Source organism: Streptomyces sp. NBC_00154 (assembly GCF_026342835.1).
In the GTDB taxonomy this organism is placed as follows: domain Bacteria; phylum Actinomycetota; class Actinomycetes; order Streptomycetales; family Streptomycetaceae; genus Streptomyces.
Genome location: NZ_JAPEMI010000001.1, coordinates 229,728 through 250,245 on the forward strand (window position 1 = coordinate 229,728; position 20,518 = coordinate 250,245).

The 20,518-nt window shown below is 68.7% G+C and carries 12 protein-coding genes and 2 pseudogenes; 10 read left to right on the plus strand and 4 right to left on the minus strand.

The window, feature by feature from the left end; all coding sequences use genetic code 11:
- Window positions 1-23: 23 nt before the first annotated feature.
- The 4 genes and pseudogenes from OHA03_RS01080 to OHA03_RS01095 all read left to right on the plus strand — a co-directional run.
- Window positions 24-1,682: pseudogene (locus OHA03_RS01080) on the plus strand (ABC transporter ATP-binding protein); the annotation flags it as partial.
- Window positions 1,683-1,828: 146 nt separating this feature from the next.
- Window positions 1,829-3,457: an IS200/IS605 family accessory protein TnpB-related protein gene (locus tag OHA03_RS01085; protein WP_266999823.1), complete on the plus strand. Its 1,629-nt coding sequence runs from the start codon at window positions 1,829-1,831 to the stop codon at window positions 3,455-3,457.
- A 214-nt stretch (window positions 3,458-3,671) separates the two neighbouring features.
- Window positions 3,672-5,039, plus strand: a complete 1,368-nt coding sequence (locus OHA03_RS01090; RefSeq protein ID WP_266999825.1) for a cytochrome P450 — start codon at window positions 3,672-3,674, stop codon at window positions 5,037-5,039.
- A 162-nt stretch (window positions 5,040-5,201) separates the two neighbouring features.
- Complete coding sequence (locus tag OHA03_RS01095; RefSeq protein ID WP_266999828.1) at window positions 5,202-5,600, plus strand: DUF6221 family protein; 399 nt, start codon at window positions 5,202-5,204, stop codon at window positions 5,598-5,600.
- Between the two features lie 682 nt (window positions 5,601-6,282).
- On the opposite strand, the gene OHA03_RS01100 is transcribed toward OHA03_RS01095, so the two are convergent.
- Window positions 6,283-6,831 carry a hypothetical protein gene (locus tag OHA03_RS01100; protein ID WP_266999830.1) on the minus strand — a complete coding sequence of 183 codons (549 nt, stop codon included), beginning with the start codon at window positions 6,829-6,831 and terminating at the stop codon, window positions 6,283-6,285.
- A 101-nt stretch (window positions 6,832-6,932) separates the two neighbouring features.
- Between OHA03_RS01100 and OHA03_RS47980 the strand changes: the two genes are divergently transcribed.
- On the plus strand, window positions 6,933-7,163 hold the full coding sequence (locus OHA03_RS47980) for a choice-of-anchor P family protein (protein ID WP_354006162.1): 231 nt from the start codon (window positions 6,933-6,935) through the stop codon (window positions 7,161-7,163).
- A gap of 91 nt (window positions 7,164-7,254) precedes the next feature.
- On the opposite strand, the gene OHA03_RS01105 is transcribed toward OHA03_RS47980, so the two are convergent.
- Entirely contained in the window at window positions 7,255-9,201 is a 1,947-nt protein-coding gene (locus OHA03_RS01105; RefSeq protein WP_266999832.1) for a putative Ig domain-containing protein, read from the minus strand.
- A gap of 319 nt (window positions 9,202-9,520) precedes the next feature.
- On the opposite strand from OHA03_RS01105, the gene OHA03_RS01110 reads away from it, so the two are divergent.
- Both OHA03_RS01110 and OHA03_RS01115 read left to right on the plus strand, forming a co-directional pair.
- On the plus strand, window positions 9,521-10,339 hold the full coding sequence (locus OHA03_RS01110; protein WP_266999834.1) for a TrmB family transcriptional regulator: 819 nt from the start codon (window positions 9,521-9,523) through the stop codon (window positions 10,337-10,339).
- 221 nt (window positions 10,340-10,560) lie between these two features.
- Window positions 10,561-10,764: pseudogene (locus OHA03_RS01115) on the plus strand (hypothetical protein); the annotation flags it as partial.
- Window positions 10,765-10,857: 93 nt separating this feature from the next.
- On the opposite strand, the gene yicI reads toward OHA03_RS01115, so the two are convergent.
- Window positions 10,858-13,143 carry an alpha-xylosidase gene (gene yicI, locus OHA03_RS01120; protein WP_266999836.1) on the minus strand — a complete coding sequence of 762 codons (2,286 nt, stop codon included), beginning with the start codon at window positions 13,141-13,143 and terminating at the stop codon, window positions 10,858-10,860.
- A gap of 61 nt (window positions 13,144-13,204) precedes the next feature.
- Complete coding sequence (locus OHA03_RS01125) at window positions 13,205-16,093, minus strand: glycoside hydrolase family 3 C-terminal domain-containing protein (RefSeq protein WP_266999838.1); 2,889 nt, start codon at window positions 16,091-16,093, stop codon at window positions 13,205-13,207.
- A 572-nt stretch (window positions 16,094-16,665) separates the two neighbouring features.
- Between OHA03_RS01125 and OHA03_RS01130 the strand changes: the two genes are divergently transcribed.
- The 3 genes from OHA03_RS01130 (at window position 16,666) to OHA03_RS01140 (ending at window position 20,443) form a co-directional block, all read left to right on the plus strand.
- Window positions 16,666-18,270 carry an extracellular solute-binding protein gene (locus OHA03_RS01130; protein WP_267007882.1) on the plus strand — a complete coding sequence of 535 codons (1,605 nt, stop codon included), beginning with the start codon at window positions 16,666-16,668 and terminating at the stop codon, window positions 18,268-18,270.
- Between the two features lie 101 nt (window positions 18,271-18,371).
- The gene (locus tag OHA03_RS01135) at window positions 18,372-19,463 is read left to right on the plus strand and encodes a sugar ABC transporter permease (protein ID WP_266999841.1); all 1,092 of its coding nucleotides are present in this window, start codon (window positions 18,372-18,374) and stop codon (window positions 19,461-19,463) included.
- Window positions 19,460-20,443, plus strand: a complete 984-nt coding sequence (locus OHA03_RS01140) for a carbohydrate ABC transporter permease (protein ID WP_266999843.1) — start codon at window positions 19,460-19,462, stop codon at window positions 20,441-20,443. The genes OHA03_RS01135 and OHA03_RS01140 overlap by 4 nt, the downstream gene beginning before the upstream one ends.
- Window positions 20,444-20,518: the final 75 nt, after the last annotated feature.

Below are 20,518 nucleotides of genomic sequence, written 5' to 3' on the forward strand. Positions count from 1 at the left end.
ATGACGGATATCCACTGAAAAAAGTGGGAACTGTTGTTCACCCCGTGTGGCTGCTACCGCTGATCACGGCGAACATCATCGACGTAGTCGTCCAGCACCGCCCCGAACGGGAGCTGTGGCTCAACGCGGGCGCACTGCTGTGCGTGCTCGTCCTCAACTACCCGATGCATCTGCTCTACGTACGCTGCCTCGGCGGCAGCGTACGTCGGATGGGCACCGCACTGCGCGACGCGCTCTGCCGCCGCATGCAGCAGCTGTCCAACGGCTACCACTCGCGGACGAGCGCGGGCGTTCTCCAGGCCAAGGTGGTCAGGGATGTGGAGAGCGTCGAGCAGATGGTGCAGCAGTCCGCCGACATGGGGCTGGCCGCCGTCATCACGCTGATCGGCGGGCTCACCGTCATCGCCGTCCGTGTTCCGTCGTTCCTGCCGGTGTTCCTGGTGGTCGTCCCGGCGGCCGCCCTGCTGGTGATGCGGCGGCGGGCCCGGCTGCGGAGCCACAACGAGTCGTTCCGCCAGGAGGTGGAACAGCTCTCCGCCCGGGTCAGCGAGATGACCCGCCTGATCCCCATCACTCGCGCCCACGGCCTGGAACGCACGGCGCTCGGCCGCGTCGACGGTTCACTGCGCCAGGTCTTCACGGCCGGCCTGCGCCTCGATCTGCTCAACGGCCGCTTCGGAGCACTCGCCTGGATCCTGCTGAACTCGTTCGGCGTGGCCTGTCTGGCAGGATCGGCCCTGGTCGCGTACCACGGGTGGCTTCCCATCACGGCGGGCGACGTGGTGATGCTGAGCGCCTTCTTCACCACGCTCACCGGATCGATGAGCACGCTGCTCAGCCTCGCGCCGATCATCAGCAAGGGCCTGGAGTCGGTGCGTTCGGCCGGCGAGGTCCTTCAGGCTCCGGACCTGGAGAGCAATGCGGGCAAGGACCGGGTCGACGAGGTGCAGGGCCGTATCGACTTCGAGCGGGTCGGCTTCGGTTACGACGGAGTGGACAGCCCCGCTGTCGAGGACTTCACCCTGTCGGCGCGCCCCGGCGAGACGGTCGCCCTGGTCGGCGCCTCGGGGGCAGGCAAGTCGACGGTGCTGAACCTCCTCATCGGCTTCATCCGCCCGACGTCGGGCCGCATCCTGCTGGACGGCACCGACATGGCCACCCTGGATCTGCGCAGCTACCGCCGGTTCCTGTCCGTCGTACCGCAGGAGTCCATCCTGTCCGAGGGCAGCATCAGGGAGAACGTCACCTATGGCATGGGCGAAACCGACGAACAGACGGTCCGTCAGGCCCTGCGTGACGCGAACGCGCTCGACTTCGTCGAAGACCTGCCCGACGGCCTCTCGACGGTCGTCGGAGAGCGCGGGGCGCGGCTGTCGGGCGGCCAGAAGCAGCGGCTCGCCATCGCCCGTGCGCTGATCCGCAACCCACGGGTACTGATCCTGGACGAGGCGACCTCGTCCCTGTACACCCGCTCGGAGGCCCTGGTCCAGGAGGCGCTCGCCCGGCTGATCCACGGCCGCACGGTCTTCGTCGTCGCCCACCGGCTCTCCACCATCCGGGCGGCGGACCGCATCGTCGCCATGGACCGGGGCCGGATAGCCGAGGTGGGGACCCATGAGGAGCTGGTGGGGCGGGGCGGGGTGTACGCGGGGTTGCGAGCTGCTGTCGGTTTGCTGCATTGAAGTGAGTGATGGTGAGTGGGAGTGAGTCCTGTGGGTGGGTTTGTGGGGGTGGGAACGGGGGTTCTGGGGCCGAATGGGTGACCTTGGTGGCTGTTGCTCGTTGGGCTGGGTGGCATGGGTGCGGCCTTGAGTGAGGGGGTGATGTGGTGGGTGGTGTGCGGGAGTTGGCCGTGTCCTTCGTGGCGCCCGGGCCTTGCGGGGTGGCGATCCGGGACCGTCTCAAGCACCTGACCGCCCAGGACGAGAGGGTGCTGCGTGCGGTCGGTGCGCATCAGGGTGCGCTGGCGTCCGGTGATCTCAAGGTCCGCTGTGCGGATGGTCTCGAGCATGGTGCGCAGACCTGGGCGGCGCGTAAGCGGGATCTGACGGCACTGTCGTCGTCGCGGATCGCGGGTGCGATCACCAAGGCCACGCATGATCAGTGGGCGCTCGCGCGCCGTTGCCAGGCGGCATATATCCAGAGCCTGGCGGCTGGGATCAAGATGTTGCGGCACCGGCTGTCCCTCCCGATCGGTCAGAAGGGCACCAGGCGCGCGGCGGGTGGCTACCGGTCGAAGAACGAGTGGTTCCGCAAGTCCCGCCGCCTCGCGATGCTGGAGGCGCGGCACACGGCAGCTGTTGTCGACTGGCAGGCCGGACGGGTGCGGGTGGTACGAGGCGGTAAACGTCTCCTGAACACCCGCCACCACCTCACCGAGGCCCGTCTCACCGAAGACGAGTGGCGACAACGGTGGGAGACGGAACGCTGGTTCATCGCTGCCGACGGTGAGTCGGGGAAACGGTTCGGGAACGAGACGATCCGCGTCACCCCGGACGGCAAAGTGTCCATCAAGCTGCCCGTTCCGCTCGCGCACCTGGCCAACACCCGGCACGGCCGGTACACCCTCACCTCCACCGTGGCGTTCGCGCACCGGGGTGCGGAGTGGGCCGACCGTATCGAAGCCAACCGGGCCGTGGCCTACCGCATCCACCTCGACGTGGAGCGCGGCCGCTGGTACCTGACCGCATCCCGGCAACGCCCCCTCGTCCAGACCATCCCGTTGGAGACCGCCCGTGCCCGGGGCATGATCGGCGTCGACACCAATGCCGATCACTTCGCTGCCTACCGGCTCGACCGGCACGGCAACCCCATCGGCGAGCCGCACCGCTTCGGCTACGACCTGTCCGGGACCGCCGGCCACCGCGACGCACAGATCCGCCACGCCCTGACCCGGTTGATCAACTGGGCGGTGCGGGTCGGTGTCGCGGCGATCGGCATCGAAGACCTCGACTTCACGCCTGAGAAAACCCGCGAGAAGCACGGCCGCCGCAAGCGGTTCAGGCAGCTCATCTCCGGCATGCCGACCCGGAAGCTCAAGGCCCGGCTGGTGTCCATGGCCTCCGAACAGGGCCTGAGCGTTGTCGCGGTCGACCCCGCCTACACCAGCCTGTGGGGAGCCCAGCACTGGCAGAAACCACTGACCACCCCACACCGAAAGATGTCCCGTCACGATGCCGCCGGTATCGCGATCGGGAGACGCGCCCTCGGACACCCGATCCGGCGTCGGACGGCACCGCCCCCACACGACCGGAGTGATCGTGCGGGGCATCGGACCGCCCAGGCCGGACCAGGCACCCGAGGGCGTGAGGGAACCCGCCCACCCACCACGGACCGGCCCCCCGGAGAGCCGTCGCCGAGCGGGAAGCGAAAGCGGGAACCCAGCGCATCCAACACCGTTCGGGATGCGCCCAGCACGCACCAGTGGGTCCAGGACTCACTCATGTGCACTGGCTAGGAACGGTTGCAGCCGGCGAAGTCCGCGTAGGGCGTCCCGGCGCAAGGACGAACACGGCACGCCCGACCACACTCCCGTAACGCGGCACGGTTACCCTCGACAACTCACGTACTCCATAAGGCCGATGGGATTTCTGGTCCATCGGCCACCGCGGAGTCCAGCCATGTCGCCGCGTACCGGATCCGGGTACGCCACCAGCGAGCGGAGACCTTTCATGTCCACGGAGACCGGCCCCGCCGTCGATGCCGAGCCGAGCGGCCACGTGCCCGTACCGGGCCCCAAAGGGCTGCCGTTTCTCGGGAATCTGCCGCAGTTCGGGAAGAACCCGCTGGCGTTCTTCGAGCGGCTGCGCGGGTACGGGGACATGGTCAGTTGGCGCTTCGGCCCCAACTCCTGCGTGTTCATAGCCGATCCGGAGTGCATAGGCGAACTGCTCACCGAGACGGAACGCACCTTCGACCAGCCGGCGTTGGGCATCGCGTTCCGCACCGTGATGGGCAACGGCGTGGTGGTGGCGCGCGGTCCGGACTGGCGGCGGAAGCGGTCGCTGGTCCAGCCGTCGGTGCGGCCGAAGCAGGTGCGGTCGTACGCGGCGACGATGGCGGGCAGCACGGTGGAGCTGGCGGACACCTGGTCCGGCGGTGAACGCATCGACATCAAGCGGGAGATGGCCGCGCTGACGCAGAAGATCGCCGTCCGCACCATCTTCGGGGTGGACACCCCGGCGGACGCCGAGGCGATGGGCCGGGCGATGGATGTCGCCCAGCAGGAGATCGGCAAGGAGTTCAGCGGCATCGGCGCGCTGCTCCCCGACTGGGTGCCGACGCCGGGCAGGGCCAGGATCAAGAAGGCCGCCGCGGTCATCGACGCCGAGGTGGGCCGGGTCGTCGCCCGGCACCGCGACGGGGACGGTGAGCGCCCTGACCTGCTGAGCCGGCTGCTGACCGCGGTGGACGAGAACGGTGCGCAGCTCACGGACAAGGAGATCCGCGACGAGACCGTCACCCTCTACATCGGCGGGCACGAGACCACCAGCTCCACCCTGGTCTGGGCGTGGTACCTGCTGTCCCGCAATCCGCAGGCGCGCGCCGCGCTCACCGAGGAGCTGGACCGGGTGCTCGGCGACCGGGAGCCGGAGTTCGACGACTACGCGCGACTGACGTACACCCAGGCCGTGGTCAAGGAGACGCTGCGGCTGTACCCGACGATCTGGCTGGTGACCGGGGTCGCCAAGGAGGGGGCGCGGATCGGCGGCGTGGACATGCCGAAGGGCACCAGGGTGTGGACGAGCCAATGGGCGACGCACCGCGACGAGCGGTGGTTCCCGGAGCCGGAGGAGTTCCGCCCGGAGCGCTGGGACGCCGAGAACGGCGACGACATCGCGGAGTACGCCTGGTTCCCGTTCGGCGGCGGTCCCCGGGTCTGCCTCGGTACGCGGTTCGCGATGGTCGAGGCGGTGCTGATCCTGGCGGTGCTGGCGCGCCGGTTCGAACTGGAGGTGGACGCGGGCGACGTCAACCCCGTGCCCACGCTGACACTCCAGCCGGACCGGGATGTCATGGCGACGGTACGTGCCCGGTAGTCCGCCGGGAGCGTGTCCGGATGGCGGAACGGTCGCGGGCGCGATGTGCAGCCGCCGTCCGCCGTACGGCATCCTCGTGCTGAACGAGTAGTCCGGCCCCGGACCCGGTGGGTGATCACGCCGGTGCGGGGCCGCACCTGACGGCGGAGGATGCGGAACCCGATGACTGACAACTCCGAGATGGTGGCCTTCGTGCGGGCGCGCCTGGCCGAGGAGGAACAGGTTGCGCGAGCGGCCGGCGGCCAGAGTTGGCGGTGCCCGGCCGAGACGCCGGGGGAGGTCCACGACCGGACCGGCGCCATCGCGTTCAGCCTGCGGACACATGGTTACGACGATCACATCGCCCTGCAGGACCCCGCGCGCTCACTCCGCCGCATCGAGACGAGCAGAGTCCTGCTGGACGAGTACGAGGAGGTCGCCGCCCTGGACGCCGACCGCCCCCACCACGACTTCGCCTCCGGCCGCGCGGTCGGACTGGGCTTCGTCGTACGGCAGATGGCCGCGGAGGACGCCGGGCACCCCGACTACCAGGCGAGGTGGCTGCCCCGGTTCACCCAGTGACGAACCGTCCGCGCGACGCGGCGCCACCGCCCGTCGGGTCAACCGGCCGTCGGCGTCGAAGGGGCGACGCGGACGGGCGTCTCGGCGAGCGGAACGCCCGCCCTCCGGGCGGCAACGCGCCGCGCCCGCAGTTGGGCACGGATACGTGGCCGGAACTACGGCTCCTTGCCGCAACCACAGGATTGCCGTCCTTCGTAGCGCAGCCCTTCGCCGAGCACTTCGCTCACCACGGACCGGCCGCGGACGTCCGGCCGGCACCTCCCGCTGCTGCCCACCCGTCCCGAACCGTCAGATCACACCCTCGAACTGCTGCCGTAGCCGCTCCGGGTGCGGGCCGAACTCGCCGATCGGCAGGTAGGGCGCAATGAACTCCCACTCCGCGTCCGTCAGTTGCGCTCGCGTCATGCAAGATGCTCTACCGGATCCGCCCCCAGCGCGGGACGAATCCACCAGATTGATCACAACCGGATACGCACCCTGGCGAGACCGGCACCGAGTACGTCGTGCGCCTGCGCTACGGCGGATACGCCACCACTTGGGGCTTCGCCCTCCCTCTCGCCGACACCGACGGTGTTCGCTTCGCTGAGGGTGTGGCTCTGCCGCCGTCCCGTGTGATCCGCCGGGCCACGGGGCGGCGACTGCGTCCCGGGCAGCCGTGCCCTGGGGCACACCTCAACCCCCCTCATCCCACCACCGCGTACACCACGAACCGCCCGTGCGAGCCGGTGCACCGCATCGCTTCGCCGCAGACCCGCCGTGTGGCCACCACGGATGTGCGGCCGGCACCTACCGCGGTGAAGTCGGCCGTGCTCGTGTCGCAGCCGGCCGTGCGGGTCGGCCCCGAGCAACTGGCGGTCGGCCTGGCGACCCCGGTGGCGTCCTGCCGCAGGACCCGGGGCGCGTCCGACTGGTGGAATGTCCAGTACGGGCTGTCCAGCGCAATGTGGAGTCGTTCCCCCACCGTGAGGTGAACGGGCTTTCCGTTGTCGGAGAACGACAACGACACCGTGCCCGGGCTGCCGGCCGCAGTGGTCGGCGGCGGTGTGCCGGGGCTCCTCGGCGTGGCTGGCGTCGGCGGTCCGGAACCGGGGGCCGAGGCGGTCGGTCCGGACGTCGGCGGAGTGGTTGCCGGACTGCCGGACACGCCGCCGGACGTGCATCCGGCCAGCGCCAGCGTGGCAGCGGTGACGGCGCAGGCGCCGAGCCGGGGCAGACGGCTTGGTCGAGCCATCGATTCTCCTCGTCAGGTCACGGGCTGTGGCGACCGGTCGTGCGTTCCCGGCTTGGACGGCTGCCGTAGCGACCAGGTTCCCGCAGCCACGCGGTTAATGTCTGACCAGCACCTGCACGGCCACGCACGGCTTCGCGACCCTCACCCCGACCATCGCCGGGGCTCCGGTCACCGTTCCGACCGCGCCCAACAGTGTGAGCGGCCTGCCCGGCGGCGCCCGTGTGGTGATCAATGAGCAGTCGGCCGTGCTCGATGCAGGCTTCGGTACCACGGTGAACGCGGCGCATCTCGTCGTACCGTCCTTGCTCAGGGCACCACGGCGGACGTGGTGATCGGCTTCGCCACCAGCAATGGTTCCGCCCCGACAGTGACTCCCTGCCGGGGCGGAACGTGTCGTGCTGTGCCCAGGGAGTCCTGGCGGGGTCAGGAGGCGTTCAGGGCGGTGTCGTCGACCACGAAGCTGGTCTGGAGGCTGGAGTCCTCGGTGCCGGTGAACTTCAGCGTCACCGTCTGACCCGCGTAGCTGGACAGGTTGAACGACTTGAGTGCATAGCCACTCGCCGCGTTCAGGTTGGAGTAGGTGGCCAAGGTGGTGGTGCCGACCTGGACAGTCAGCTTGTCGTAGGCGGACGTTGTGGTGGTCTCGGCGGTGTCGATGTGCAGGTAGAAGGAGAAGGTGGCGCTGCATCCGGCCGGTATGGTCACCGACTGGGACACGGTGTCGGTATGGGCGCTACCGTAGCCGTTCAGCCATGCCTTCCAGCTGCCGGAGTGGGCGGGCTCACCGGTGGAGTTGTCGATCACACCGCTGCTGGCCGTCCAAGGCGAAGCGGCGCCCGTCTCGAAGCCCGGATTGCCGAGCTTCTGACCCGGGTTGGCGCAGCTGCCGCCGGTGTTGTTGACGGTCCAGCTGAACGAGGTGCTGCCGGAGGCTGCCGTGCTGTCCTTGGCAGTGACCGTGACGGAGGAGGTGCCGGCCGTGGTCGGGGTGCCACTGATCCGACCGCTGGAGGAGATGCTGAGTCCGGCCGGCAGCCCGGCCGCAGTGTAGGTGAGGGTCTGGCTCGAGTCGGAGTCGGAACCCGTGATCTGCAGGGACACGGCAGTGCCCACGGTGCTGCTCTGATTCCCGGGGTTGTTGACGGTGACCGTGTTGCCTGTGCTGCCGCCGACGATGGCGTGGGTGATGGCGCACGCATTGGTGTCGTTGGACCAGCTGGCCTGCTCGGCGAAGGTGCCGGTGCCCATCGTGACGTTCGCCGCTCCGCCCGCGCTACCCGGCGAGATCCAGGCGCACTCGTCGGAGTTCTCCTGGCCGTCGTACGAGCTGCCGGTGTGGTTCGTCCAGCCACCTGCCGGGTTCTGGTCCGACATCATCTCTTGCCACTCGTGGCCGAGAGTCATGGTCCAGCCGTCGAGGGTGCCGGGGGAGTTGACGAACCCGACGCCGCAGCCCGCGCCCGAGTCGATGTTGTACGGCTGGTTGCTGAAAGCGATGTCGCCCACGGTCGATGTGACCGCGCCGCCCGTCAGCGTGGTGTCACCGTTCCAGTCGTGCCACGCGCAGTACTGGCCCTGGTAGCTGTCGGGGTTGGTACCGTGGGGCGACAGGATCACGTAGTACGCGTCGCGGTTCGATGCAGCCGTGGTGTTGCCGAAGTGGCTGGCTGCCTTCACAGCCTCGACGCCGAGTTGGTGCCCTGTGGCGGCACTTGGCGACGCCGCCGAATTGTCGTACCACGCGCCGGCCAGCACGCCGCCGCTCTGGTAGGGGATGAAGTTGGCGTTCGAGGGACAACTGGTTGCGCCGGTAGGCACGTTCGGACCGTCGCACCACTGGGTCAGGTCGGCCGACCACCGCTCGTTACCGGTGCCGATGTCCTTGAACATCTCCTGGGCAACCGGCGCGGCGCCCGCCGAGTCGCCGGAGAAGGTCATGTCTCCGTTGCTGTTGGTGCTCTGCGTGCCCCACTGGGTGCCGTAGAACACCACATAAACCTTCGAGTGGCCGCTCTGGACGCCGATGCCGTCGACGCCACCACCGTAGGACAGCGTCTGCGGCCCGGTCGCGACGCTCGCGGAAGCCTGGGAGGCCGCCCAGGCCTTCATCTTTGCGTTCTGCTTGAGGGTCGGTACGGCGCCGTGCCGATACGAGTGGTGGTACGCGGGGCTGTAGGGGTTGGCGACGGAGCCGCCCGGCGCCTGTGGCGCGGCCGGTGCGGCCACCGCCTGTGGCGCGGCGGCCAGCATGCCGCCAGCTACCAGGGCTGCGGCCGACACCAGGGCGGCGACCCCGCGGCGGGTGAATCGTCGGAGCGTGTTCGGTCTCGCGTAGTCCGGGTTCTGCGATCGCAAGAGACTGCCTTTCATGGGGAGTTGGTGCCCTACGGCGGGAAGTCTCGCTATGTCAAGGTCATGACAAAGCAGCCATGCTTGGACACGACACGGATCAACTGCTGCCGGGGGCTTCAGGTAGCGCACGTTCTTCGGGGTGAGCTGCCACCCCGGTCAGTGGTGGCTGTCCGCGATGCTACTGAGCGCCCACCCCAACGGAGTATCAGTCAATGGCAAAGCCTTTGCCTCGGTAAGGAATGCAGCAGAGACCCAACCGCCATGAATCAGGACAGAGTTGATTTTGTCCGTCCCCCGACGAGGGGATCGGAGCAGATCGGCTATAGCGTGTGACGCCATGGACCTGGACGACGGATCGGTCAGCGACCTCATAGCACTGGGCCTGGCACGCTACGAGGCGCGGGTCTACCTTGCGCTGGTCAGACGCGAGTCGTACACCGCCGCCGAGGTGGCGCGTGAGGCGGATGTGCCCCGCCAGCGCGTCTACGACGTATTGGACGCCCTGGTGCGGCGTCGCCTCGCCACCCTCCGCCCAGGCCGGGTGGCCACGTTCTCCGCGGTCGCACCCGAGCTTGCCACCGCCCGGCTCATGGCGCTGCAACGCGAATCCCTCGAACGGCTCGAGCAAGTGTCTTCGGCACTGGTAACTGCCCTGCTGCCCGTCTGGTCCGACGGGCGCACCAAGACCGACCCGCTCGACTACATCGAGGTGCTGCGCGATCCCAAGGCCATCGCCGAACGATTCGCCGACATCCAGGAACAGGCCGGACGCGAACTGTTGAGTTTCTGCCAACGGCCCTTTCTCGCCCCGGTCGCCAACACCGAGGGGATCGCGACGGTGCGCCGACTGCGCAGGGCAGGCGGCCGGGCCCGGGCCATCTACACCCATGACGCGCTCAACGACGCCGAAGTGCTGGAGCACGTGCGGTGTTTCAGCGAGGCCGGGGAGGAGGCGCGGCTCACCGCCGAGTTGCCGCTCAAGCTGATCATTGCCGACGCCTCGCTCGTGCTCTGCGACATGCAGGATCCGGTTGCCGGCACCGGCGCCACCACCGCGCTCTACATCGAACACCCGGCGCTGGCCAACTGCTTGCAACTGGCCTTCCAGAGCGTCTGGGACCGTGCCGAGCCGGCGAACACTGCGCACGGACTCTAGTGGTTCGAGTCTGCATTCGCTGCTCGCGGCTCGGTGTCGGCTCGGCATGACGGCCGGATGGCGAGTGATCAATCTGGTGGATTCGCCCCGCGCTGTGGGGGGGATCCGGTGGAGCGTCGGCCCGGAGGAACAGGACTCTCAGGCCCGGGCCTACTCAAAGGCTCGGCTCGCGCCCTGAAGATCAGCTCCCGCCGACCTTCGCTTCCCATTGGGCCTACACGTCTCGCAGCAACGGCGGCCGGCCCGTCAGCCACGACGCCGAGCTCTACAAGGAACTGATCACCGTCGAGCGCCTGATCAACAGGCTGAAGGCATGGCGAGGCATCGCCACTCGCTACGCCAAGACGCCCGACAGCTACCTCGCAGGCCTTCACCTTCGAGCGTCGATGATCTGGATCAAGGAGCTCACACGGGCCACTCCTTGATCACGACCGAATACGCACCCTAGCCGGCGTGCCCTCACCCCGCCCCCGTGGCGCCGGGTGAGGGCACGTCCGTGCGGGCGTCGACGCGCCCCCTCAGACCGCCGGCACCTCCACCGTCCCCGCTCCCTGCCCTGTCGCCCCGGTTTCCTCCACGATCACGCGGTACGGACGGTCCGTCCCCTCGGCGGTGACCCGCGTCGAGCCCGAGGCGCTGTCCCGTACGACCCGGAAGGCCGCCGCAGCGGCGCCCGTCAGGTCCACCAAGGTGACAACCGTGTCGGTCGTCGCGGGCGCCGGGCCGAAAGCCCGCAGCGTCAGGCCGTCCAGCCAGTCGCCGTCCGGGCGCTGGTCGTCCGCGCCCCACGGGAGTACCGCGCCGGGGCGGACCAGGAGCGGAAGGCTGTCGAAGCCGTGCGTCTCGTGCCGCCAGGCCGGTCCGGTGACCGTTTCGCCGGTCAGGAGGTGGGTCCAGGTGCCTTCGGGGACGTAGTACTCGACCTGGCCGTCCTCCGTGAAGACGGGGGCCACCAGCAGGTCCGGGCCGAGCATGTACTGGCGGTCCAGCATCCGGGTGGTCGGGTCGTCCGGGAACTCCAGCAGCATCGGCCGCATCATCGGGATGCCCGTGCGGTGGGCCTCGGCCGCCACCCCGTACAGGTACGGCATGAGGCGGTGCTTGAGGAGGGTGAACTTCCGGGCCACGTCCACGGCCCCGTCGCCGAACGCCCACGGCACACGGTACGACACGTTGCCGTGCAGCCGGCTGTGCGAGGAGAGCAGGCCGAAGGCGAGCCACCGCTTGAAGACCGCGGGGTCGGGGGTGCCCTCGAAGCCGCCGATGTCATGGCTCCAGAAGCCGAAGCCGGACAGCGACAGCGACAGACCACCGCGCAGCGACTCCGCCATCGCGGTGAACGAGGCGAAGCAGTCGCCGCCCCAGTGGACCGGGAACTGCTGGCCGCCGGCCGTCGCCGAGCGGGCGAAGAGCACCGCTTCGCCGTGCCCGCGCTCCTTCTCCAGGAGTTCGAAGACGGTCCGGTTGTAGATCTGCGCGTAGTAGTTGTGCATCCGCTCCGGGTCGGAGCCGTCGTGCCAGACGACATCCGTCGGCACCCGCTCGCCGAAGTCCGTCTTGAAGCAGTCGACGCCCTGGTCGAGAAGGACCCGCAGCTTGGCGTTGTACCACTCGCGGGCGGCCGGATTGGTGAAGTCGACGAGTGCCATGCCGGGCTGCCACAGGTCCCACTGCCAGATGTCGCCGCCGGGACGGCGCACCAGATAGCCGTGCTCGGCGCCCTCCGCGAAGAGCGGTGACTTCTGAGCGATGTACGGGTTGATCCACATGCTGATGCGCAGTCCGCGTTCCTTGAGCCTGGCCAGCATGCCGACCGGGTCGGGGAAGACGTCCGGGTCCCACTGGAAGTCCGACCACTGGTATTCGCGCATCCAGAAGCAGTCGAAGTGGAAGACCGACAGCGGGATGTCCCGCTCCGCCATGCCGTCGACGAACGAGGCGACGGTCTCCTCGTCGTACGACGTGCAGAACGAGGTGGTCAGCCAGAGGCCGAACGACCAGGCCGGGGGCAGCGCGGGCCGGCCGGTGAGGGCGGTGTAGCGGGCCAGGATGTCCTTCGGCGTCGGTCCGGCGACGATGTAGTACTCCAGCGACTGGTCCTCGACGCTGAACTGCACCTGGCCGACCGACTCCGAGCCGATCTCGAAGGAGACCTTGCCGGGGTGGTTGACGAAGACGCCGTAGCCGCGCGAGGAGAGGTAGAACGGGATGTTCTTGTAGGCCAGGTCGCTGCTGGTGCCGCCGTCCGCCTGCCAGATGTCGACGGTCTGGCCGTTCTTGACGTACGGGGTGAAGCGCTCGCCGAGTCCGTAGATGTTCTCGCCGACGTCCAGGGCGAGTTGGGCGATCATGTGATGGGCGCCGTCGGGGGTGGTGGCGAAGGCGGTGCCCTTGCTGTCCACTCCCGTCAGGCGGCAGCCCCGGGCGTCGAGGAACGTCATGCCCCACGGCCCGTCGCCGTCCATGCGCAACGTCAGCGGGCCGCTGGTCAGTTCGGTGAGCGCGCCGTCCCGGCGGGTGCGGGCGGCGGCGGTCACGGTGTCGAGTCCGGGAAACTCGAAGTCCGGTCCGTGGTTGACCTTGCCGGCGTGATGGGTGGTGCGTACGCCGATGATCCCTTCGGCCGGGGAGAAGCAATCGACCGTGATGAGGGGGGTGTTGAGGGTGTCGCCGCGCTGTTGGACCTGCTTGACCGCGGCGTAGGCGGTGAACTGGTCGGCGTCGACCCGCAGGTCGCGGATCTCGGTCGCGTAGCAGGCGCGAACGCCCTCTCGCATGAGCCAGAAGCCGTCGGTGAACTTCATGAGGACTCCTTGCCGGGGGCAACTGGACGGAGGTGAGTGTCAGGACGTGGATACGGCGGGGTCACTCGGTTGCTCCCGGGAAAGCGATTCGGGCCAGACGCACCGTGCCCCGCAGCGTGACCTGTACGTCCCGCACGCCGGAGGCGGTCAGCGGCGTCTCGTGGCCGCGGTAGTCGTAGGGTCCGTCGGTGGCGGGGATGTCGACGGTTGTCGTGCGGCCGTCGACCGTGATCTCCGCGGAGCCCTCCCCCGCCGCGGACACCTCGACGGTGCGGGTACCGGCCGCGAAGTCGCAGTGCCGGAAGAGGAGTTCGTTCACGGGGGCGATGGCGGTGACGGCGTCGCCGTCCGTCTTCGTGCGGTCGACGATCTCGGTGCCGAGCTGCTCGTCGTAGTCGGCCGCTTCGAGTCCGTGGTGCAGGACGGGGCGGGGGCCGGACGGCTCGCCGTCGACCGTGACGACGGTGGTGAGCCTGATGTCCGCGGAGGAGGATCCGGCCTGGACTTCGTACGCCCCGGGTTCGACGGTCCAGCGGCTGTGCGCCACGTCCCAGTGGCCGAGTTCGGTCACCGGGACGGCGAACTCGATGCGCTGCCCGGCGCCCGGCGCGAGGTGCAGACGCCGGTGGCCGACGAGCTGACGCAGGGGCCGGACGACGGACGGTTCCTGCGCTCGTACGTACAGCTGGGCGACCTCGTCGGCGGCGACGACACCCGTGTTGGTGACGTTGACCGACACGCTCAGCCGGTCGCCGTCGCGCTCGGCCGTCAGCCCGGAGTAGGAGAACGCGGTGTACGACAGTCCGTGGCCGAACGGGTAGAGCGGCGTGCCCTCGTAGTACAGGTAGGTCTGCCGTGAGCCGATGATGTCGTAGTCGAGCAGGCCGGGCAGCTCCGCGTCGGAGGTGTACCAGGTCTGCGGGAGCCGGCCTGCCGGGGAGACGTCGCCGGACAGGATCCGGGCGAGCGCGGTCCCGGCTGCCTGGCCGCCGTGCGCGGTCCAGAGCAGGGCGGGGAGTGCGGCCGCGGCGTCGGTGAGTGCGTACGGGTAGGCGGAGGTGACCGCCAGCACGGTACGCGGGTTCGCGGCGTGCGCGGCACGCCAGAGGCGTTCCTGGTGGGCAGGCAGGTCGAGGGTGGTGCGGTCCTCGGTCTCGCGACCGTTGATGTGCGGGTCGTTGCCGACGACGACGATCACGGTGTCGGCGGCCGCGGCCGCGCGGGCGACGGTGTCCTCGCCGCGCTCGACGACCTCGATCTCGAAGACGGCGGCGGCCGGTCCGACGCCCGTCCCGGCGTGTCCGGAAATTTTTTCGTCCACCTCGGCAACCTTTACGCCGCCGGCGGCAACCGAGACGTACCCACCCGTTCCGATGTGCACAAGGCGGTGCCCCCCGGCGTGACCTTCCACCTTCTCCCAGCGGAATGTCTCCTGGACGATCCAGCCGCCGGGTTCGTCCGCGGACGCGCGTACGTAACCGTCCTCGGCGACCGACAGATAGCGGCCGTCGGGGTCCCTCAGGGTGAGCACGCCGTTGCCCCAGTCGACGAGCGCCAGCTCGGACGGGGTGTCGCCGCATGTCAGCGGCGGGAGGTCGGTGCGGCCGGCGAGGAGCGCCGGGTCGAGGGCGCCTTCCGCGCCATGGCCGGTGCCGGTGCCGGCGTCGGCGTCAGCAGGGATCTGCAGCCAGCCCGCCGCACACTTCAGGCGGACCAGGTCTGCGCCCTCCGCGAATGTCACCCGGTCCGCGCCGAACCGGGTCCGCACTCCGTCGAGCGGGGTGGACCGGTGGATCAGCGTGCCGCTGTACCAGTCGAGCTTGCAGGCGTCGGCGAGCAGGCCGACGACCGCGATCGTCCCGGGCGCCCCGGGGTCGAGCGGCAGCAGACCGTCGTTCTTCAGCAGGACCACGGCCTGTTCGGCGGCCTCCTGGGCGAGCGCCCGGTGTTCGGCCGTGTCGAAGGCGGTGGTGTCCGCGTACGGGTCGAGACCGGGGTCGAACTCCCCCAGGGAGTAGCGCAGTTCGAGCAGACGGCGGACGGCGGTGTCGATGTCGGCCTCGTCGAGGAGGCCTTGCTCCAGTGCGCGGCGGATGCGGCCGGTCATGGCGGTGGAGTCCTGACCGTGGTCGGTGAAGCTGTCGACTCCGGCCTTCAGCGCGGCGGCCGTGGCTTCTTCATGGGTGTCGAAGTAGTGCTCGGAGTCGACCAGGTTGGACGGCGCCCCGGCATCGGAGCAGACCACGAGCGACTGCTCGGTCCAGCGTCGCAGCTGCTGGGAGAGGAGCGGCGAGACGTGGTTGGGCCGCCCGTTGACCAGGTTGTAGGCGGGCATGACGCCTGCCACCGCGCCCGCCCGCACGGCGTCGCGGAACGCCCGGAGGTCGTACTCGTGCAGCACCCTCGGGCGGACCGACGAGGAGGAGGTGTCCCGGTCGGTCTCGTTGTTGTGGGCGAGCCAGTGCTTGAGCACCGGGGCGGTGCGCCAGTAGTGCGGGTGGTCGCCGCGCAGTCCCCGGGTGTACGCGACGGCAATGGCAGAGGTCAGGGCGGCGTCCTCCGCGTACCCCTCCTCGCCGCGCCCCCACAGCGGATGGCGCAGCAGATTCACGGTCGGGGCCCAGACGTTGAGCCCGACCCGGTCGTCCTTGGCCCGCTTGGCCCGGACCTCGTTGCCGACTGCCTCGCCGACCCGGCGCACCAGGTCGTCGTTCCAGGTGGCGCCCAGGCCGACGGCCTGCGGGAAGACGGTCGCGGGGCCCATCCAGGCCACGCCGTGCAGTCCCTCCTGGCCGGTGCGGAAGGCGCCCATCCCGAGCCGGTCGACCGCGGGTGCGAACTGGTGCAGCATCGCGATCCGCTCGTCGAGGGTGAGCCGCTGAAGCAGATCGTCGATGCGCCGGGCGAAGGGCAGTTGCGGGTCGCGGAAGGGCTGCGGTTGTTCCGTCACGTGCGGGTCCCCTTGGAGAGGTGGGAGGTTTTGCGATGTCCGGGCCTGCTGAGGAACTCCCAGGCCTCGGAAGATCTTTCGAAGCGCTTCGATGCTCTGCGTCAACCCCCGCGGGTGTCAAGGGTGCGGCCTCGCCATTCACGGTCAAGCGGGCTCGATCACGCCGGGAAACGGTTCGGAAACACGTCGGAGGAATCTGGAAACGGACTCTTGTGCCTCCGGGACCCTTCACTTAATCTCGCTGCAACATCGAAGCGCTTCGACAGAGTTTCGATGGGGCGCCGGTCGCCCGCAATCTCCTCGATCTCCCTGGACGGTGACACGTTCTGTCACCGTGTCACCTCTTGTTGAACCGCTTCACCTAGGCCGGTTCAGCCGGTTCCACCGGTCCGTCCGGTTCCACCGGCCCCATCCGGCTCAACCAGTAACGCCCCACCTCAGACACAGGAGCCGAACGGCGGTCGCCCGCCGTGTGTCGTCCTGGTGCGCCTCGAAGGGTTGACGCAATGACGCCGAATTCCTCCCCCGCCTCCACCGCCCCGAGCCGACGGAGCTTCCTCGCTTCGAGCGCTGTGGCCGCGGTCGCCGTGGCCGGCGGGGTACCGCTGCTCGCCGCCTGCGGCGGCGGCTCCGGTTCCGGGAGCAAAGAAGGTACGACGACGGGCAAGGCTCTCAAGAAGATCCTGCCGAGCTACGCCCCGTCGAACCTCATCCAGCCCGACGTGGCGGGCGTCAACGGTTCGAGCCCCGGCTTCACCAAGCTGCCCGACCCGCTGGTCGCCTCGGTGAAGTCCGTGCCGGGCAAGGGTTCCGCGTTCCGGGTCATGACCCCGCTGTGGGGTACCGTCCCGAAGAAGAACAACCCGTACTACACGGCGGTGAACAAGGCGGTCGGCGCGACGCTGAACTTCGACCCGCAGGACGGCAACACGTACCAGGAAAAGATCGGCGCGGTCCTCGCCGGCTCCGACATCCCGGACGCCGTGACCATCCCCGGCTGGAACATGCAGGGTCAGATCCGCAACGCGATCACCGCCAAGTTCGCCGACCTGAGCCCGTATCTGGCCGGTGACGCGATCAAGAAGTACCCGAACCTGGCGAACATCCCGACCGGCGCCTGGCAGTACTCCGTCTTCGGCGGCAAGCTCCGCGGTCTGCCCATGCCGACGCCGGTCCTCGGCAACGCGATCTTCTACCGCAAGGACCTGATCGGCTCCGGCGCCGTCCCGGGCAGCGCCGCCGACCTGCTGGCCTTCGGCAAGGAGTACACGGACGCGAAGAAGAAGGTCTGGGCCTTCGACGACCTGTGGACCTGCATCCAGAAGATCTTCGGGCTGCTGCCCGACGCCCCGCACTACTGGAAGCTGGAGAACGGCAAGCTCGTCCACAAGATCGAGACGCAGGAGTACCGGGAGGCGCTCGCCTTCGCCCGCAAGCTTCACGACGGCGGTTACGTCCACCCCGACGCCGAGGCCAACAAGGACGCCGACTCCAAGATCCGCTTCACCAGCGGTCACGTCCTGATGTACAACGACGGCACCGGCGGCTGGAAGGGCATGGTCACCGAGCAGGCCACCGCCAACCCGAAGTTCGACATGCAGGCGCTGGACTTCTTCAACCAGGACGGCGGAACGCCGGTCCTGTGGCAGGACGACCCGGCCGGCATCTTCACCTTCCTCAGCAAGAAGCTGCCCAAGGCGAAGATCGAGGAGTTCCTCGCCATCGCCGACTTCGCCGCGGCGCCGTACGGCACCAAGGAGTTCATGCTCACCAACTACGGCGTGCAGGACACCCACTACACGATCAAGGACGGGGTGCCGACCTTCACGCCGCAGGGCATCCAGGAGGCGCAGCCCGCCACCTTCCTGTTCCTCGCCTCGCCTCCGCACACCATCGCCTTCCCGGACGAGCCGCAGCTGGTGAAGGACTACGCGGGCTGGATGGCCCGGCAGGCCCCGAACGTCAAGAAGCCGCTCTTCTTCGGCATGCAGATCGTCGAACCGCAGCGGTACGCCTCCCTCTACACACCCTTCGACGACCTGCAGAAGGACATCCGGCGCGGCCGCAAGAAGGTCAGTGACGTCGACGCCGCGGTGACGACGTGGAAGAACAGCGGCGGCGACAAGTTGCGCGACTGGTACCAGGACATTCTCGAGAAGAACGGCTCCGGCAACTGACGCGTACGACGGACACGGACCCGTACGTACGACAGCGAGACGGCCGCCGGGCACACGGATCCCGGCGGCCAGGGCGGAGAGCACGACATGGGGAGCACACGGTGAAGCCACGGGCCACGGTTGCGACCGAAACGGACCGAGCGACCGACCGGGCGACGGGCCCGATCGGCGACGGCGGGAGCGCGGACAGCAGGAGCGCGGACAGCAGCAGCACCGCAGGCGGCAGGGACAGCAGCAGGAAGCCCCGCGATGCGGCCAGGACTCGACCGGCAGCGGGCGGCATCACCTGGCGCCTGCGCCTGCGCCGGGACCGCACGCTGATCCTGATGACGCTGCCCGCCATCGCCCTGCTGCTGATCTTCAACTACATCCCGCTGCTGGGAAACATCGTGGCCTTCCAGGACTACGACGTGTACGACCTGGGCATCACCGGCAGCCCCTTCGTCGGCTTCGACAACTTCACCCGGATATTCGAGGACTACCGCTTCTGGGAAGTCCTCATCAACACGCTGGTCATCTTCCTGACCCAGTTGCTCCTCTTCTTCCCCATCCCGATCGCCATCGCGCTGCTGCTCAACACGATCATGAGTGCGCGGGTACGGGCCTGGGTGCAGGCCGTCGTCTATCTGCCGCACTTCTTCTCCTGGGTGCTCGTCGTCACCGTCTTCCAGCAGATGTTCGGCGGGGCCGGCCTGGTCGCGCAGTGGCTGCGCGAACACGGCCATGAGGGCTTCGACCTGATGACCAATGCGAGCTTCTTCAAGTTCCTGGTCACCGCACAGGCCGTGTGGAAGGACGCCGGCTGGGGCGTGATCGTCTTCCTCGCCGCGCTCGCCGCCGTCAACACCGATCTGTACGAGGCGGCGGCCGTCGACGGTGCGGGGCGCTGGCGCCGCATGTGGCACGTCACACTGCCCGCGCTGCGTCCGGTCATCGCCCTGCTGCTCGTCCTTCGGGTCGGCAGTGCGCTCAACCTCGACTTCGAGCAGATCCTGCTCCAGCGCGACCAGGTCGGTCCGGGCGCTTCCGAAATCCTCGACACCTACATCTGGTGGACGGGCATCAAGACCGGCGACTTCGGCTACGCGGCCGCCGCCGGAATCTTCAAGGGACTGTTCAGCGTCGCCATGGTGCTGGGTGCGAACAAGGTCGCTCACATGCTGGGCGAGCAGGGGGTGTACTCCAAGAAATGACGACTCTCCTGGAAACTGACAAGGCCAACAGCCGGACGGAGCAACCCTCCACGGCACCCGAGGAGTCACCGCTCCAGCGCGCGCTGCGGATCGAGCCCCGTCCCGTGTGGGAGGAGGAGCCCACCAAGGCAGGTCTCGCCTTCAAGGGCTTCGGCCTCGTCACGATCTGCGCGATCGTCCTCGTACCTCTGTGGGTGGTGGTCGTCACCAGCCTCTCCGACACGAAGACGATCAACAACGCGGGAGGTCTGGTCGTCTGGCCGAGGACCGTCACCTTCGTCGCGTACAAGGAACTCCTCGGCGGCGGCGCCGTCACCCGGGCCGCCCTGGTGAGCGTCGGCCTGACCCTCGTCGGTACGGCGTTCAGCATGGTCATCTCGGTGCTCTGCGCGTACGGGCTGAGCCGCCGGGACTCCTTCGCGCACAGCAAACTGCTGATGACGCTGATGGCGACGATGTTCTTCGGCGCCGGACTCATCCCCACTTATCTGCTGGTCACCGGCATCGGACTGGGCAACAGCTACTGGTCGATGATCCTGCCCAGCGCGATCAGCGTCTTCAACATCCTGGTGCTGCGCGGCTTCTTCATGGACACCGCGCCCGAACTGATCGACGCGGCACGCATCGACGGCGCGGGCGAGTGGCGGATCCTGCTGCAGATCGTCATGCCACTGTCCCGAGCAGTGATCGCCGTGATCTCGCTGTTCTACGCGGTCGGCTACTGGAGCCAGTGGTTCAACGCGATGCTCTACATCCAGGACAGCGACAAGTACCCGCTCCAGATGATCCTGCGCCAGCTCGTCCTCCAGCACCAGGTGCCGCCGGGCGCCATGGGCGCGGCGGTCAGCAGCGGGGCTATCAACAGCCTCGCCGTGCAGATGGCGGTCATGGTGCTGGCGCTGATCCCGGTCGGGGTGCTGTCGCCGTTCGTCCAGAAGCACTTCCAGAAGGGCATGCTCACCGGCGCCGTGAAGGGCTGACAGGCACCACACGCTCCGGTCCCCACCGCTTCCTTCGCTCTCTCCCGCTCCTTTCCTCCACCGGAAGGTGTTCGC

Excerpts from the sequence above, each read along its gene's own strand:
- OHA03_RS01090 (WP_266999825.1), top strand. The coding sequence starts at position 3,672 with ATGTCCACGGAGACCGGCCCCGCCGTCGATGCCGAGCCGAGCGGCCAC.
- OHA03_RS01095 (WP_266999828.1), top strand. The coding sequence starts at position 5,202 with ATGACTGACAACTCCGAGATGGTGGCCTTCGTGCGGGCGCGCCTGGCC.
- OHA03_RS01100 (WP_266999830.1), bottom strand. The coding sequence starts at position 6,831 with ATGGCTCGACCAAGCCGTCTGCCCCGGCTCGGCGCCTGCGCCGTCACC.
- OHA03_RS01105 (WP_266999832.1), bottom strand. The coding sequence starts at position 9,201 with ATGAAAGGCAGTCTCTTGCGATCGCAGAACCCGGACTACGCGAGACCG.
- OHA03_RS01110 (WP_266999834.1), top strand. The coding sequence starts at position 9,521 with ATGGACCTGGACGACGGATCGGTCAGCGACCTCATAGCACTGGGCCTG.
- yicI (WP_266999836.1), bottom strand. The coding sequence starts at position 13,143 with ATGAAGTTCACCGACGGCTTCTGGCTCATGCGAGAGGGCGTTCGCGCC.
- OHA03_RS01140 (WP_266999843.1), top strand. The coding sequence starts at position 19,460 with ATGACGACTCTCCTGGAAACTGACAAGGCCAACAGCCGGACGGAGCAA.